The following is a 14,007-nucleotide window of genomic DNA, read 5'->3' on the forward strand; positions in this document are numbered from 1 at the left end:
GCATCCTTTTTACAGTTTACGCTGCCTTAGCCATCAGCCATTTTTGCGTTAGTTGCTTAGCCACAATTCGTACAATCAGCGCTACCAATAACAAGGCTGCGGCCAATTCCAGCCAGCCCGGTAATACCGAGTGCTGATGTTGCATGGCGCCTTGTACTGAGATATCAAAGTAGTTCAGCGCCACATCTAACAGCCAGCCAAAAAACACCGACATCACGATAACGCCAAATAAATACGCCCCCAGCGCGCGTTTGCCCAGTTCTTTATAGACCACGCTAATGGTGGCAATATTGGTGGCAGGGCCAGCTTGCATAAACACCAGCGCCGCGCCCGGCGATATCCCCATCAGCATTAGCGCTGCTGCTATCGGGGTTGATGCGGTAGCACAGACATACATGGGCACTGAAATTAACACCATTAACAGCATCATCCATATACTGCTGCCGTATTGCGCTAAGGCATCCATTGGCACCAGCGTTTGTACTAAGGCCGCAAAAAATAAGCCGATTAACAACCACAGATAAAAATCGCTTAATAGCTTGCCCGTACTGTATGCCAGCCCGGCTTTGGCTTGCTGTAAAAAGCTGGGTTTGGTATTGGCAGCGGCTGCGGAGGTCTTGCTAGGGCAGCAGCTGGTTTTAGCGGCTGAAACTTCAACTTCAGCTTGCGCTTTACTCGGGCAGCAAGAGGCAGCTGCAGGCTCAGCTGGTGCTGTTATAGCCGTTTTACTTGGGCAGCAGCTGGTTTTAGTGGTTGTAACGTCGACCTCAGCTTGCGTTTTACTCGGGCAGCAAGATGCTGCTACAGGCTCTGCTGGTGCCGTGATGCTAGTTTTGCTGGGGCAGCAGTTTTTGGCTGCGCCAGTTTCTGCGCTGTTCTGGCTGGTTTCGTTTGTTTTGGCCATAGTATTGTCTGTGCGGCCAACTAATAAGCCAGAGACAATAGCACTGCTAATGGCGGCAAGAGGGCGCACTATCGCCATTACCGGCCCCAGCAATACATAAGATACCGAGATGGAATCAACACCGGTTTCTGGCGTGGCGCTTAAAAACGCCACGGTAGCCCCTTTGCTGGCACCACCACGATGCAGTTGCATCGCTGCCGGAATCACGCCACAACTACACAAGGGTAAAGGGGCACCAAACAAAGCACCTTTAATCACGGGTTTCACCCCATCGCCGCCTAGTTGTTTTTGCAGCCAGTCCATCGGGATCCAGGTTTTCATAATGGCCGCGACCAAAAGCCCCACCAATAACCAGGGCGCGGATAGCACAAAGAGTTGCCAGAAATTCTCAATAAAACTTAGCATTTTGCGCACTCCTGTTTCGGAATATGTTGCTCTGCAAGCACAGGTTGTCCTTGCTCTAAGGCGGTAAGAATAGAGCACTCAGTAGCGCTAACACTGCCACCACAGCAAGCCTGATCCAGTTGCGCCAATGCTTGATAAAAGCGTTGTAGCTCACTGATTTGTTCAGCTATTTCAGTCATCTTGTGCTGCACCTTGTCTTTGACATCGCTGCATTGCCACTGGCTTTTATTATCTTCAATCTGTAGCAGCTCGCGAATTTGCTGCAGACTAAAGCCGACACTTTTTGCCCGTAGAATAAAGCTAAGACGCTGGTTATCTGCATGGCTATATAAGCGATAACCGCCTTCCGATCGAGCACTGGGTGTTAATAACTGCTGCTTTTCATAAAAGCGGATGGTATCTACGCTGACCCCGTGCTGTTTTACTAAGTCGCCAATTTTCATCAGAAAACTCCTCTATTGCCCTTAGTATAAACCCTTGAGCTAACTCCAGAGTCAAGCAGCAAAGGCATTTTTAGGCAATCAAACAGAGATAAATAAAAAAGCGGCGCTATTGGCCGCTATCAGAGCAGGACTTAGAGGTGTTGCAAGGGTTAATCGTTAGTTTTAAACACGCAGTGTTTGGCGTAGTCTTTTACCTCATTGGCGGTCCAGTCACCTTTGGGTTTGGCGTCCATCGCTTTGCACCATTTCTCAGAGCCGACTTCCGGAGCGCAACCGGTCATTAGTGCTAAGGAGATTATTGCTAAAACAGCTACTTTTTTCATAGTATTTCCTTGTTGTATTAGGGCGTGTTGTCGTTTGCTGATTATCTTTGCCGCTGGGTGGCTTGCATTCAGCAAGCGTCGCCACCCCCGGGATTACCCGATTTGCCATTGCCGTTTAAAGTCCTCTTTATAACGGCGTGATAAGCTTATTTTCGCAGCGGATTGCAAATGCACTTCACCATCACCACTGCTTTGATATTGTACACTGACCACTTTATTCACATTAACCGCCAGGCTGCGGTGGATGCGGCAAAACCCTATTGGTGCCAGTTGCAGTATAGTCGCACTCAGTGTGGCGCGCAGTGGATAAATACGGCCCTGACTATGTAAATTCACATAGTTGCCATTGGCTTCTAACCACTCTATATCTGTTGTGGCCAGCAAGAACTCTTTATCCAGTTTTTTCACCAGGTAATAATTTGGAGCTGGTTGCCGATCCTCTGTTAGGCTAGCCGGGATAGTGTTTTCAGCCTGATCGAGAGTATGGGCTTCACCGGTTAACCGGGAATGAATAAATCGCGCGATATAAAAACAACAGAGAAAAAACACATAGGCCCAGGCATCTTTGCGATATTCGTAAAGAAAGTCTGCGGTAAGTGGCTCAAAGCCATAGTGGCCACCTAGCAAGTGATAAATGGGTTGGCGTAATACAATCATCGTAATGATATGCAGTAAGGCATACATCAGGGACGCCGCCAAATGGCAAAGCAGTTGCCGGCCAAATTGCGCTAACCGTAGCGGATAGCGGGTAAACCACCAAAACAGTAGTGGGCACCATAATAGGGTGCTCAGCGCGCTGCTGTATTCCCATAAAAACGGCTCCCATAGGGCGGTACCCGTTACGGCCGCGCGTTGTAAATCGGTCCAGGCTGAACTGGCGTTTACCGTTGCGTTAATCAATAAAAATAGCGATAAGACTACATAGGCACAGGCAACAGGGTGTTGCCGTAACTTTGCCTCTAGTGTCACTTTGACGTTTTTCGTCACTGTTGTCCCACCTGTTATCCCTTATTTCCACCGTTTAGCTATCGCCAAATATCGCTATGGTAATGCGCTATGCATACTGATATCTAAACAACAGCAAGACTGACAATGACTTAAATTATAACAGGATGCAAGATGACTGACGCAGGGCAACTAGCAAGGCGCTATGAATTAGATTGGTTAAGAGTATTGGCGTTTGCGCTATTGATTTTTTACCACACGGGCATGTTGTATGTGGAGCGCTGGGGATTTCATTATAAAAGTCAGTATCTCAGCAGTACTTTGGAATATCTGATGTTAGCCTCCTCCCCCTGGCGGATGCTATTAATTTGGCTTATCTCGGGTTATGCCTTTGGTTCGGTATTGCGGCGGCTAAACCACTGGCGGCAATACAGTAAACTGGCGTTAACGCGTACCGTGGTGTTGCTATTGCCGTTAATGGTGGGTCTATGGCTTATTGTGCCGCCGCAATTATATGCGGAGATGGTACAAAAAGACGGCTTAACTCTAAGCTATTGGCAGTTCTATCAGGCGTTTTTTGATCTGTCTCATCCCCTTTTTAATGATTATCGGCGTGGCGTCTGGCCGCATGTTGATGTAAATCATCTTTGGTATTTACGCTCGCTGTGGAAGTTTACCTTAGTCTTGCTGCTATTGGCCCCGTTGCTCTATTGGTCACCAGTACAGCAACGCCTTAGCCGTTTTTTTGCTTTGCCGCTGTGCTGGCAGTTGCTAGGCTGCTGCCTGTTTTTATTTATAAGCCGTTATTGGCTGGAAGGCGATGCCAGGCGTGATGTGCAAGGCTTTGGCTACTTTTTGTTGGGCGCCTTGCTGGTGGGGCAACCGCCCTTTTGGCAAAAGTTAGCCGAGGCGCGATCCTGGCTTGGTTGGGGGTGTTTCGGCAATTATCTGCTGCTGTGCGGTTTATATTATTTTTATACCCAACCGGCGCTGCTGCCCTCAGCGCTGCAACCCCTGCTGCAAATCTGCTTACTGGGCAGTTTTGTACTGCAAGCTGCGCTTATGGTGTGGTGGTTACTGGCGTTGGCCGAGCGCTATCTTAACAAGCCGCATCGTTATCTCAACGTTGCCAATAGGACGGTATTTCCTATTTATTTGGTGCATCAAAGTGCCATCATTATCGCGGCACTGTACTTAACGCCCTTTCAGCTGGGTGGTGCACTGGAGGCGGCATTAGTGTTGCTTTTCACGCTTGTCGCCTCAGTAGTGTTTGTCGGGGTGTTTTGGTATCTGCCTTGGTGCGCTGCTTTAGTGGGCTTAAAAACCACTCATGTTTTTAGCCAATGGCAGCAGCGTTTAGGGTATGCGCTGGGGCTTATTATTGTGACGCCTTTAGCGCTCACCTTGCTGTTATAGCGCAGCTAATGTCATTCAAGGTTAGGTTTTGGCTATTGACCCACTAAGTTTGGTTATTCAGCCAACCCATGATTGTAACTTTATAATGGCTGCGCTAGCGTAGCGACAACAGCACTAAAAAAAGTTTTTATGACATTTAATCGTAAAGAAAAGCTCGTTATCTCTTTGTTGCTCGGATTTTTGTATCTTATTCCGGCAAGTTTGGAGTGGCTGCAGCACGCCGATGGCCACTTGCCAATCATCGTAGTAAGTCTACCTATTTGGCTGGTATTTTTTTACATCGGGCCATTCTGGCTGTTCTACCTGTTGCAAAAAACGACCTTTGTCAGTGGTCTTAATGTTTTTATGCAAGGGGCCATTTATGTGATCATTATGTTCGCGGGGGCATACCTGGTAGGGGCGTTGCATGTGTTGGCTTTTCCACATTATCGATTTTCCGCGGCAGAGCAGTTGGCATCTGCAATATTGTGGGGGGTATTTATATTTTCTATGGCGCAAATGTATCTCTTATATTTACGTCTGGTGTTGGAGCAAAAGCTTCGAAAAGAAACTCAATGGCTGAACCTGACCAACAGGTTGAATCCTCACTTTCTGTTTAACTCTCTCAATACCATATCGGCATTAATTTATACCTCGCCACAAAAAGCGGATGAAGTATTGCACAAGCTGGCTGATATTTTGCGTTATTCGGTTGAGCAACAAAACCAATGGGTGGCGCTTGAAGACGAACTAACGATTTGTCGTACCTATTTAAGTATTGAACAGGCGCGCTTTACCGATAGCTTAATTATCAATTGGCAAATGGATAAAGCGTTAAATCCTGCTTTGTATAAAGTGCCTCCAATGTTATTACAGCCCCTGATTGAAAATGTCGTAAAGCATGTAAAAACCCGACCGATCGTGCTTGATATTACAATAGGCCTGAACGACCACTATCTGATTTTCTTGATACAGGACGACGGTAAAGGCTTTGCTGAGTCAGTGTTAAGCGAAAAAAAGCAGAACGGCCATGGGCTGGATATCGTTAAAAAACGTGTCGCTCTGGTCGGTGGTACCTTAGCACTTTATAACCAGGGAGGAGCAGTTTGCAAAATCAGCCTACCGATACACCACTGCGGGTGATCATTGTTGAAGACGAAGCGCCGGCAAGATTAAAGCTAAAAATGCAGTTACAGCAGCTTGCGGATATTTTGTTAATTGCCGAATGCGCCGATCCCGTTAAAGCGATTGAGACTATCAATGCACAGCAGCCAGATCTCGTTTTTTTGGATATTGAACTTGGGGAGTTATCTGGCTTTGATGTGCTTGAAGCGATCACGCCGCCTTGCCATATAATTTTTACCACCGCTTATAGCCACCATGCGGTGAAAGCGTTTGAAAAAAAAGCGCTTGATTATCTGTTAAAGCCATTTGACCTGAACCGTTTGCGCCAAGCCTTGTCACGTTTGGTGATACCTCATATCCCAAGTACAGCGCAGAGTGATACACAGCTGATCGCAAAAGTGGGAGACAAGATGCATATCTTACAAACATCAGATATTCATTTTGTGAGTTCAGTACAGGGTATCTCTGTGGCGCAGTGTCTTAAAAGAGATTATCACTTAGACACAAGCCTGGAGTCTCTGGCTCAGCAACTGCCGTTATCTTTCCTGCGAGTCCACCGTAACTGCATTGTCAATACCAGGCTTATCAGTCAAATAGAGAAGTGGCACAACGGGACTTTTTTACTTCGCTTCGAGAATATAGGCGGCACTGTCACAACAAGCCGACGTGGCGCTTTGGCAATAAAAAAGCACTTTAAGATCTAAACCTTCAATAAATTTTTACACCATTAGCTTGGTGCGAGTTTGTACACCCCAAAAAAAGGAAATTTGTATGAAAACACTGTTGATATACCTTATTTTACTGCTGAGTTTTCCGAGTAGTGCAAGCAGCTTCGTATTAAATAACGTGTTGTTGCCAGATTTTGAGACGCGCCAGTTAACCCCCGTTAATGTCGAGATAGCTAATGGCAAGATTAAGCAAATTGTTGATGTGCATATAAACCTACATCATCTGGATACCCGTGACGGGCAAGGTAAAGTGATGATGCCCGCACTGCTTGATATGCACTCACACAGCATGGGAAATAGCTCGTTAGATAGAAGCGATTATCAATATATAGGCATTCGCGGTACCGCGAATGCCATGCTTTATGCCGGGGTGCATGGTTGGCTCGATCTTTATAGTAAGGAAAAAGCTATCTTGAGGTATCGGGAAAGGCAATTTCCTTTGCAGCGAGATGAAGCCTTTGTTTTCGCTGCTGGACCTTGTTTTACTGCACCTAAAGGGCATTGTGATACAGGTGATACCCGCCTAATAAGCTCTCCAGAACAAGCAATTAATGAACTTAGAGACTTGAGCAAAGCAAAACCCAATGTGGTTAAGATTGTCTTTGATACCCCAAGCAAAAGACCAACAGTCGATAAACCGACTTTAAAAGCCTTTTTAAGTGAAGCTAAACGATTGAATATCAAATCGGTAGTGCATGTCGGTTCTTGGGAGGACGTTAGAGTGGCAACGGAGTTTGGCGCCAATGCTGTCACGCATCTTCCGTGGCAAAAGATGCCAGATGATCTGCCACTATTAATGAAACAGCAGGGTACCGCGTTTATTCCTACCGTAGCTATCATCGCTGAGCTGTTGTTTTTACATAACCCAAGCCCAGAGGAGTTATCAGCATCTGTGCTATCTATTCCAATGACCGGTGCTTTAGTTAAGGAAAAACTATTAAAAGATTATCCGGTAATGGAACGTCATAAAAATCATTATGATTGGCTCGCTAAGTTAAAAGCAGAAAATGCGTTTTCCGAAATGGAAAATGCACTGCTTAAATTAGATCAAGCTGGTGTCGATATACTGGTCGGTTCTGATGCGGCTAACTTTGCTATGTTTCAAGGTGTCGGCTTTCACAGAGAAATGTTCTTTTTACAAAAAATGGGAATGTCGCCCTGGGATATTGTTGCTGGTGCAACCCATAAGGCTTATCAGTTTCTTGACTTAGATTGGGGGCTGGCCGTAGGCGCGCCAGCGCATTTTACTCTGCAGAATAAAACGATTTTTGACGATTTAAGCCAATCCACACAAGTTTCAGACATTTATCTTTATGGCAGAAAAGTGCATCGAGAGCCTTTATTGCGTTATGCCAAACCTGGTTTTTTTCAATACACAAAATTATTTCTTGGATTTGAAAAGTAAAGAGAACATCTTACCTAGCGCGCTACAAACTCTAATACCGTGGCGTTAATACAGTAACGGGTGCTGCCATTAGGGCCATCGTTAAAGACGTGGCCTAAATGGATGCCAGATACTGCAGCCAGCACCTCGGTGCGCACCATACCGTGGCTATAATCGGGTTTGGTGGTCACTGCGCCTGCCACGGGCTTGCTAAAAGAAAGCCAACCGGTACCCGAGTTAAAACGATCGTGGGTATCAAAGAGTGGCGCACCGCTTAGCGCATCGATAAAGACGCCATCGGGGGTATTTTTAAACTGCTCATACTGCTGACAAAATGGCCGGTCGGTGCCGCTTTGAAACGCCACTTTAAAAGCTTCGCTTTGTTCACCCAGGCTAAAATGTCCCAGTACCTTATAAAAGTCAGCAGGTGCCATATAGCCTTGCACTCCTAGTACTTCTTTACCGTTTTCTAAAAAAAGCAGGGTTGGGGTAGCCCAGGTGGGGGAGCTAATTTGCAGGCCTGATAACTCATTAGCCCGGCGTAAATGCAGGGGAGTTTTCCCCTGATAGTTTTTTACCACATCGGTTTTAAATTTCTCGCAATAAGGGCAATCCGGTGCATCCAACATCACAATATGCTTACCTTGTAGTAAGCCGCTATTGTCGACACTCGCCATTTGCGCAGGCTCACCGGAAAAACGCACACCGGTAGCATGATCGGGGCAATAACCATTGGGGTTTTTCGCCAGATAATCCTGATGAAACGCCTCTGCCGGATAAAACTGCGTTAAAGGCTGGATTTGCGTTTGAATTTGCCCAAAACCCGCTGCTGTTAGTAAGGGTTGATAACGTGCAGTTACCGCTTTGGCAGCCGAGGCCTGGGCGTCACTATTGAATAGAATAATTGAGCGATACTGGGTACCAATATCATTGCCCTGGCGGTTTTGCTGGGTCGGATCATGCATTTCATAGAAATGCTGTAGCAGCGTTTCCAGGCTAACCCGCGCTGGCTCATAGCTAATCTGCACCACTTCGGCATGATTTTTCGGGTTAAACTTATTACGTGGATGAGTAATATCCCGATAGCGCGGCTTAACACCTTCCCCACCCGCATAGCCAGATACCACATCGGTGACGCCTTCGATAGCTTCAAAGCGCTTCTCCACACCCCAGAAGCAGCCAGCGCCTAGGACTACAGTGTCTAATTGCACTGACATTTTGTCAGCTGCTGCGAGGCTGCTGTAACTAAAGAAAAACAATATCAAACAAAATAGCCGTGACCAGTACATTGAATATGCCTCTTTATTGCTGCGAAGGCGCAATTATGCCTTAGGGCTAATTACGGTTTCGACATCTAGCCGGACCACAAAGTATTGCGTAGCGGTTTGTGAAAACTCCCGCTAGTTAAGTTTAGCCAGTAATAACTTTATTAGAGTGATTAGCTTTAATAAACAGGCATCATCTGCGTCAGCAATGCCAATAACCAAGCCGCGCTCAGGTTCATTTAAAAAGCAGTAGCGGCTGTAGGGCTGTACTTTAAAATTCTGCTGTTGTAGGCGGTTAGCCAGTGCTAAATCATCCTCTAGCTCAGGCAGTAATACCGTTAAATGCAGCCCGGCCTGCGTGGCCAAAATGCGGCAACAGGGTAAGTGTTGCTGTAGCAGCGTTACCGCCAAGTTTTTCTGTTGCTGATAATGCTGGCGCATTTTGCGTAAATGCCGGGCAAAGTGCCCTTCGTGGATAAAATCGGCCAGCGTTGCCTGCATTAGCAAGGGCACATCACCATGCAGTGCTTGTTGCAGGGCGGCTGCGCTGGCAATGAGTTGCGGCTCGGCTACCAGATAGCCCAGCCGCAGTGCAGGAAACAAGGTTTTGCTAAAAGAGCCAACAAAGATAACACCCTTACCTTCGGCCAGGCCTTGCAAACTGGCTACGGGCTGATGCAGATATTGAAACTCGCTGTCGTAATCATCTTCTACTAACCAGCAGCGCTGTTGTTGCGCCCACTGTAGCAGTGCTAACCGCTGGTTAAGCGGCATAATGCCGCCGCAGGGATACTGGTGCGACGGTGTCACAAATAGCGCCTGACAATCTGGAGTGCCGGGTAAAGCACTAATATCCACACCCTGTGCCCCGGCCGCTGGTAGATAGTTGATCTGTAAGCCCGCCAGTTGCAAGGCTTGTTGTAGTCTGGGATAACCGGGCGATTCCATCAGCACCTGCTGCTGGGGTTGTGCCACCAGCCTGGCGGCGATATACAGCGCTTGCTGCGCCCCTGCAGTAATTAAAATATGCTGTTCGCTACAGTGCAATTGCCGATACTGTCGTAAGTATTGCACCAGCGTCTGGCGCAATGGCAGGTAACCCAGCGCATCGGCCATGCCGTGCAACACCGGGCGTCCGCTATGCTGTTGCAGCAGTTGTTGCCAAGTCCGCCAGGGGAAAAGGCGACTGTCGGTTGTGCCGGGTTGCAAGGCACCTTGCGCCTTACCCTGTTTATTGCGCAGACCATAACTGTTAAAGGGCAAGGAGGGTTGTGGCTGCGCTACTGTGGCGGCTGCGGTAAAAAAGTGCTCTGGCAGCTTAGCCACAATTTGATAACCGCGACCCTGCTGTGCCTCGATATAGCCCTCAGCGCACAGTTGCTGCAAGCCCTGTTGTACGGTACTACGGCTAATGTGCAGATCCTGTGCCAGTTGCCGCTCCGAGGGTAAAAGCGCACCACGCGGCCAGCTACCGGCCAACACCAGTTGCCGAATACCCTGGTACAGTTGCCGGTGCAATTCCCCTTCTCCGCTTAGGCTTAGCGCCGATGTGCTAAGCCGCAGCAGAGTGTTTGACTGTGATGTTAGCAACAACTGGTCTGCTCCTTATTTGCAAACTGGTTATTTTAAGCAAACCAGTTTAGCGCTGTAATGAGCGTTATGGCAAACCGGGTTGGTGTGCCTTCAGGAGTTACTTATGCTTATTGAATATCAGCAAGAATCCACTTTAGCGTTGCCGGAGGCGCTAACCTTATATCGGGCGTCCGGGATAAGTCGGCCGACTACCGACGAGCCACGCATGGCGGCGATGCTACAACAGGCTAACCTACTGGTTACCGCCAGAGCCAATGGGCAGCTAATCGGGCTGGCACGCTGCCTGACCGATTATAGCTGGGTGACCTATATCGCAGACTTGCTGGTGGATCAACGCGTGCAGCAGCAAGGAATTGGCCGCCAGTTGCTGGCCGAGGTTCGGCGACTGGTTGGCCCGCAGTCTCAGTATTATTTGCACAGTGCGCCAACGGCAATGGATTATTATCCGAAGGTTGGTTTTACCCTATGCCAGAATGCCTTTGTAATAGCACGGGAGAGTTGGTAAATGTTGTATTGCCCGCCAAATCTGGCCTTTAAAGATACTGCTGCCATGCTGGATTTTATTGAGCAAGAACCCTTTGGCTGTTTGGTGTCGTACCCGTTTTTTTGCTCCTACCTGCCGTGGCAGCTAAAGCGGCAGGAAGGCGAAAAAGGCGTATTGTATGGGCATTTAGCTCGGCAAAATCCGCAATTGCGGCAGCTAGCTGAGCAAGCCGCAGCACAAGCGACAGCCCAGCAAGTATTGATTACCTTTACCGGGCCACATGCGTATATTTCTCCGCGCTATTATGCCGCTGCCAAAGCGGTACCTACCTGGAATTATGCCGTGGTGCAGGTCATCGGGCAGGTACAGCTGCTTGATGCCGCCGACACACTATGGGCAGTACAAGAGCAATTGTTGCAGTACGAAACCTCTGCGGCGTTACGAGCCGAAAAAATGCCCGCCGCCTATTTACAGCAACTGGCAGCCAGTATTGTTGGGGTAAAAGTAACAATCAGCGAGCTGGCCGGTAAAGTAAAGCTGGGGCAACAGCGTAGCCAGGCCGACCAGCAAGGGGTATTTGCGGCGTTATCGCAAAGTGAGCGCTATAGCGAAAGGGCTTTGGCACAGTGGATGGCGCAACAGGTAATAGGGACTGGGTGGTAATGGCGCTGCACCAAAGTCGCATTGCAGCGTGGCTATCTTTCTCCTATTTTTAGGCAATAAATAAAAGTATGCTTAATGTCATGCTATTAGTCAGCAATAAGATCAAGAGTTTATTATGCTAAATACTGCTGCAAAGCCTTTTGTAAAATTGGTAGAGCGTTACCTGCCCGATCCCTATATCTTTGTGCTGCTGTTAACACTGGTGGTGTTTGCTGCCGCGATATTATTTGAGCAGCAAACGCCCTTGGCAGTTATTACTCAGTGGGGCGACGGCTTTTGGGGCTTACTCAGCTTTTCGATGCAAATGCTACTGGTGTTAGTGGCCGGCTATATGTTGGCCAGTACGCCGCTGGTTAAAGGGTTACTGGATCGCTTAGCGAGATTAGCAAAAACGGCAGGTCAGGCCATTGTGTTGGTCACCGTGGTGTCGTTACTGGCCAGTTGGCTTAACTGGGGCTTTGGTTTAGTGGTTGGTGCCTTGTTTGCTAAAGCATTGGCGCGGCAAATTAAAGTCGATTATCGCTTATTAGTAGCTAGTGCGTATTCAGGGTTTATTGTCTGGCATGGTGGCTTAGCCGGTTCAGTACCCCTCACTATCGCTACGCCGGGACATTTTTCGGAAAATTTAATTGGCGTTATCCCTAGCAGTAATACCATTTTCGCGGGGTTTAATCTTTTTCTGCTAGGGGTGTTGTTTGTTGTGGTACCGCTGGTTAACCGTTTGATGCTGCCAAAAGCGGCGGACAGTGTTTATGTGGATCCGGCTAAATTACAAGACGAGCCACCGCCAGTAAGCAGCAGTGAGCGCCCCGCAGATAAACTTGAAAATAGTATGGTGTTAGCATTGCTGGTTGGCTTTGCCGGTATCGCTTATCTGGTGCAATACTTTTTAAAAGGTGGCAGCCTTAATCTGAACATCGTTAATTATTTATTTATCTTTTTAGCCATAGTGCTACATGGCACACCACGCCGACTACTGCATAGTTTACAGCAGGCTATTCAGGGGGGCGCCGGTATTGTTATTCAGTTTCCATTTTATGCCGGCATTATGGCCGTGATGATTCAATCGGGTTTAGCGCAAAGTATGTCTGAGTGGTTTGTCAGTTTTGCCAGCGCGCAAAGTTTGCCATTTTGGAGCTTTATTAGTGCCGGTATTGTGAATATTTTTGTGCCGTCGGGTGGTGGGCAGTGGGCGGTGCAAGCACCGGTTATGTTACCTGCGGCGTTAGAGTTAGGTGCCGATGTAAGCCGGGTAGCCATGGCGGTGGCGTGGGGCGATGCCTGGACCAATATGATTCAACCCTTTTGGGCGCTGCCGGTGTTGGCGATAGCGGGCTTAAAAGCCAAAGACATTATGGGGTTTTGCTTAATGCAGTTACTGATCAGCGGGGTGATCATCAGCGTGGTGTTAACGTACTTTTAGGTGAGTATCTGCCATTGTAAAAAAACTTTGCTGAGTTTGCTGTAAAGTTCAAATTCTTCCGAGATTTTCCGTAGTTTGGCAGCGGGGTTCCTTAGCTTATCAAAACAGCTTTGAGTATGCTGCGCCGCTCGCTAATACTGATTGTGACTTCAACAATTAGCGAGCAAATTTTATGAAAATTGAAAAAGAAATCAAACTATTACGCGGTGCTGTTATTGCAAGCTTAGCCTTATCAGCAGTGATCCTGACTACCGGTATGAAGGCCAACAATGATGCCCGTTTTGAAACCCTTTCGGTTGAGCGTATTAATATTATTGAAGCCGACGGCACGGTAAAAATGTTGCTTACCAATACAGCACGTTTTCCTACCACCGAAGAAGTAAACGGCAAAGTACTAAATGAAGATCGGAAAAAGCGCGCTGGCATGTTGTTCTTTAACGAAGAAGGTATTGAAGCGGGCGGCTTTATTTACGATGGTAGTAAAAACGCGCGTGGCCATAGTGCCGGCATGTCGTTAACTTTCGATAAATATGATGGCGATCAGGTGATGCAGCTGCTTACCGTTGATGAGAAGCGCGGTGATAAAAGGGTTATTCGTTCTGGTTTAGCCTTTAATGATCGCCCGGAATTTGAAACTCAGGATAAAACCCGCGAAATTATGCGTGAATTGGCACAAATTGCTGATAGAGCCGAGCGTCATAAAAAAATTGCCGAGTATGAACAGCAGGGTCTAATTGGCGGCGCACCACGTATTTTGCTGGGTAAAACTGCTGAACAGAATAATGGCTTGTTTCTGTTTGCCAAAGATGGCTCACCGCGGGCGATGTTTTATGTAGACGAGCACGACGAAGTGCAGTTACAGTTTATGAATAGCAAAGGTGAAGTCACCCATACTTGGTCTGGTGCCACAAAGTAGGATGTGACGCA

14 protein-coding genes are annotated in these 14,007 nt (G+C 47.7%); 8 read left to right on the forward strand and 6 right to left on the reverse strand.

The genetic code is table 11. The features are described from left to right. Positions 1-16: 16 nt before the first annotated feature. The 4 genes from IE163_RS00645 to IE163_RS00660 all read right to left on the reverse strand — a co-directional run bounded on the left by IE163_RS00645 (position 17) and on the right by IE163_RS00660 (position 3,062). Positions 17-1,309 carry an SO_0444 family Cu/Zn efflux transporter gene (locus tag IE163_RS00645; protein WP_189429197.1) on the reverse strand — a complete coding sequence of 431 codons (1,293 nt, stop codon included), beginning with the start codon at positions 1,307-1,309 and terminating at the stop codon, positions 17-19. Beyond that, positions 1,303-1,752, reverse strand: coding sequence for a Zn(2+)-responsive transcriptional regulator (gene zntR / locus IE163_RS00650; RefSeq protein WP_189429198.1), 450 nt, complete (start codon positions 1,750-1,752; stop codon positions 1,303-1,305). Before zntR ends, IE163_RS00645 begins: the two co-directional genes overlap by 7 nt. Positions 1,753-1,901: 149 nt before the next feature. After that, positions 1,902-2,075, reverse strand: a complete 174-nt coding sequence (locus IE163_RS00655; RefSeq protein ID WP_189429199.1) for a DUF3012 domain-containing protein — start codon at positions 2,073-2,075, stop codon at positions 1,902-1,904. A gap of 93 nt (positions 2,076-2,168) precedes the next feature. After that, on the reverse strand, positions 2,169-3,062 hold the full coding sequence (locus IE163_RS00660) for a LytR/AlgR family response regulator transcription factor (protein ID WP_229833380.1): 894 nt from the start codon (positions 3,060-3,062) through the stop codon (positions 2,169-2,171). A gap of 132 nt (positions 3,063-3,194) precedes the next feature. On the opposite strand from IE163_RS00660, the gene IE163_RS00665 reads away from it, so the two are divergent. From IE163_RS00665 to IE163_RS00680, 4 genes are all read left to right on the forward strand, one after another. Next, complete coding sequence (locus IE163_RS00665) at positions 3,195-4,436, forward strand: acyltransferase family protein (protein WP_189429200.1); 1,242 nt, start codon at positions 3,195-3,197, stop codon at positions 4,434-4,436. Between the two features lie 129 nt (positions 4,437-4,565). After that, positions 4,566-5,558, forward strand: coding sequence for a sensor histidine kinase (locus IE163_RS00670; RefSeq protein WP_189429201.1), 993 nt, complete (start codon positions 4,566-4,568; stop codon positions 5,556-5,558). Beyond that, on the forward strand, positions 5,555-6,244 hold the full coding sequence (locus IE163_RS00675; protein ID WP_229833381.1) for a LytR/AlgR family response regulator transcription factor: 690 nt from the start codon (positions 5,555-5,557) through the stop codon (positions 6,242-6,244). The genes IE163_RS00670 and IE163_RS00675 overlap by 4 nt, the downstream gene beginning before the upstream one ends. 67 nt (positions 6,245-6,311) lie before the next feature. Further along, on the forward strand, positions 6,312-7,673 hold the full coding sequence (locus tag IE163_RS00680) for an amidohydrolase family protein (protein ID WP_189429203.1): 1,362 nt from the start codon (positions 6,312-6,314) through the stop codon (positions 7,671-7,673). A 14-nt stretch (positions 7,674-7,687) separates the two neighbouring features. Here IE163_RS00680 and msrA read toward each other — a convergent pair whose 3' ends face one another. After that, complete coding sequence (gene msrA / locus IE163_RS00685; protein ID WP_308430892.1) at positions 7,688-8,869, reverse strand: peptide-methionine (S)-S-oxide reductase MsrA; 1,182 nt, start codon at positions 8,867-8,869, stop codon at positions 7,688-7,690. Between the two features lie 183 nt (positions 8,870-9,052). Further along, the gene (gene pdxR, locus IE163_RS00690) at positions 9,053-10,510 is read right to left on the reverse strand and encodes a MocR-like pyridoxine biosynthesis transcription factor PdxR (RefSeq protein WP_229833382.1); all 1,458 of its coding nucleotides are present in this window, start codon (positions 10,508-10,510) and stop codon (positions 9,053-9,055) included. A gap of 103 nt (positions 10,511-10,613) precedes the next feature. Between pdxR and IE163_RS00695 the strand changes: the two genes are divergently transcribed. The 4 genes from IE163_RS00695 to IE163_RS00710 all read left to right on the forward strand — a co-directional run bounded on the left by IE163_RS00695 (position 10,614) and on the right by IE163_RS00710 (position 13,996). Further along, positions 10,614-11,015 (forward strand): GNAT family N-acetyltransferase, encoded by a 402-nt coding sequence (locus IE163_RS00695; protein WP_189429205.1) that lies wholly within the window; start codon positions 10,614-10,616, stop codon positions 11,013-11,015. Further along, positions 11,016-11,657, forward strand: coding sequence for an FMN-binding negative transcriptional regulator (locus IE163_RS00700; RefSeq protein WP_189429206.1), 642 nt, complete (start codon positions 11,016-11,018; stop codon positions 11,655-11,657). It abuts the gene before it with no gap. A 115-nt stretch (positions 11,658-11,772) separates the two neighbouring features. Beyond that, entirely contained in the window at positions 11,773-13,080 is a 1,308-nt protein-coding gene (locus IE163_RS00705; RefSeq protein ID WP_189429207.1) for a short-chain fatty acid transporter, read from the forward strand. 172 nt (positions 13,081-13,252) lie between these two features. Beyond that, entirely contained in the window at positions 13,253-13,996 is a 744-nt protein-coding gene (locus tag IE163_RS00710) for a hypothetical protein (RefSeq protein ID WP_189429208.1), read from the forward strand. Positions 13,997-14,007: the final 11 nt, after the last annotated feature.

It is taken from the genome of Alishewanella longhuensis (assembly GCF_014653435.1).
GTDB lineage: Bacteria > Pseudomonadota > Gammaproteobacteria > Enterobacterales > Alteromonadaceae > Alishewanella > Alishewanella longhuensis.

Excerpts from the sequence above, each read along its gene's own strand:
- IE163_RS00645 (WP_189429197.1), bottom strand. The coding sequence starts at position 1,309 with ATGCTAAGTTTTATTGAGAATTTCTGGCAACTCTTTGTGCTATCCGCG.
- zntR (WP_189429198.1), bottom strand. The coding sequence starts at position 1,752 with ATGAAAATTGGCGACTTAGTAAAACAGCACGGGGTCAGCGTAGATACC.
- IE163_RS00655 (WP_189429199.1), bottom strand. The coding sequence starts at position 2,075 with ATGAAAAAAGTAGCTGTTTTAGCAATAATCTCCTTAGCACTAATGACC.
- IE163_RS00665 (WP_189429200.1), top strand. The coding sequence starts at position 3,195 with ATGACTGACGCAGGGCAACTAGCAAGGCGCTATGAATTAGATTGGTTA.
- IE163_RS00670 (WP_189429201.1), top strand. The coding sequence starts at position 4,566 with ATGACATTTAATCGTAAAGAAAAGCTCGTTATCTCTTTGTTGCTCGGA.
- IE163_RS00680 (WP_189429203.1), top strand. The coding sequence starts at position 6,312 with ATGAAAACACTGTTGATATACCTTATTTTACTGCTGAGTTTTCCGAGT.
- msrA (WP_308430892.1), bottom strand. The coding sequence starts at position 8,869 with ATGTCAGTGCAATTAGACACTGTAGTCCTAGGCGCTGGCTGCTTCTGG.
- IE163_RS00695 (WP_189429205.1), top strand. The coding sequence starts at position 10,614 with ATGCTTATTGAATATCAGCAAGAATCCACTTTAGCGTTGCCGGAGGCG.
- IE163_RS00700 (WP_189429206.1), top strand. The coding sequence starts at position 11,016 with ATGTTGTATTGCCCGCCAAATCTGGCCTTTAAAGATACTGCTGCCATG.
- IE163_RS00705 (WP_189429207.1), top strand. The coding sequence starts at position 11,773 with ATGCTAAATACTGCTGCAAAGCCTTTTGTAAAATTGGTAGAGCGTTAC.
- IE163_RS00710 (WP_189429208.1), top strand. The coding sequence starts at position 13,253 with ATGAAAATTGAAAAAGAAATCAAACTATTACGCGGTGCTGTTATTGCA.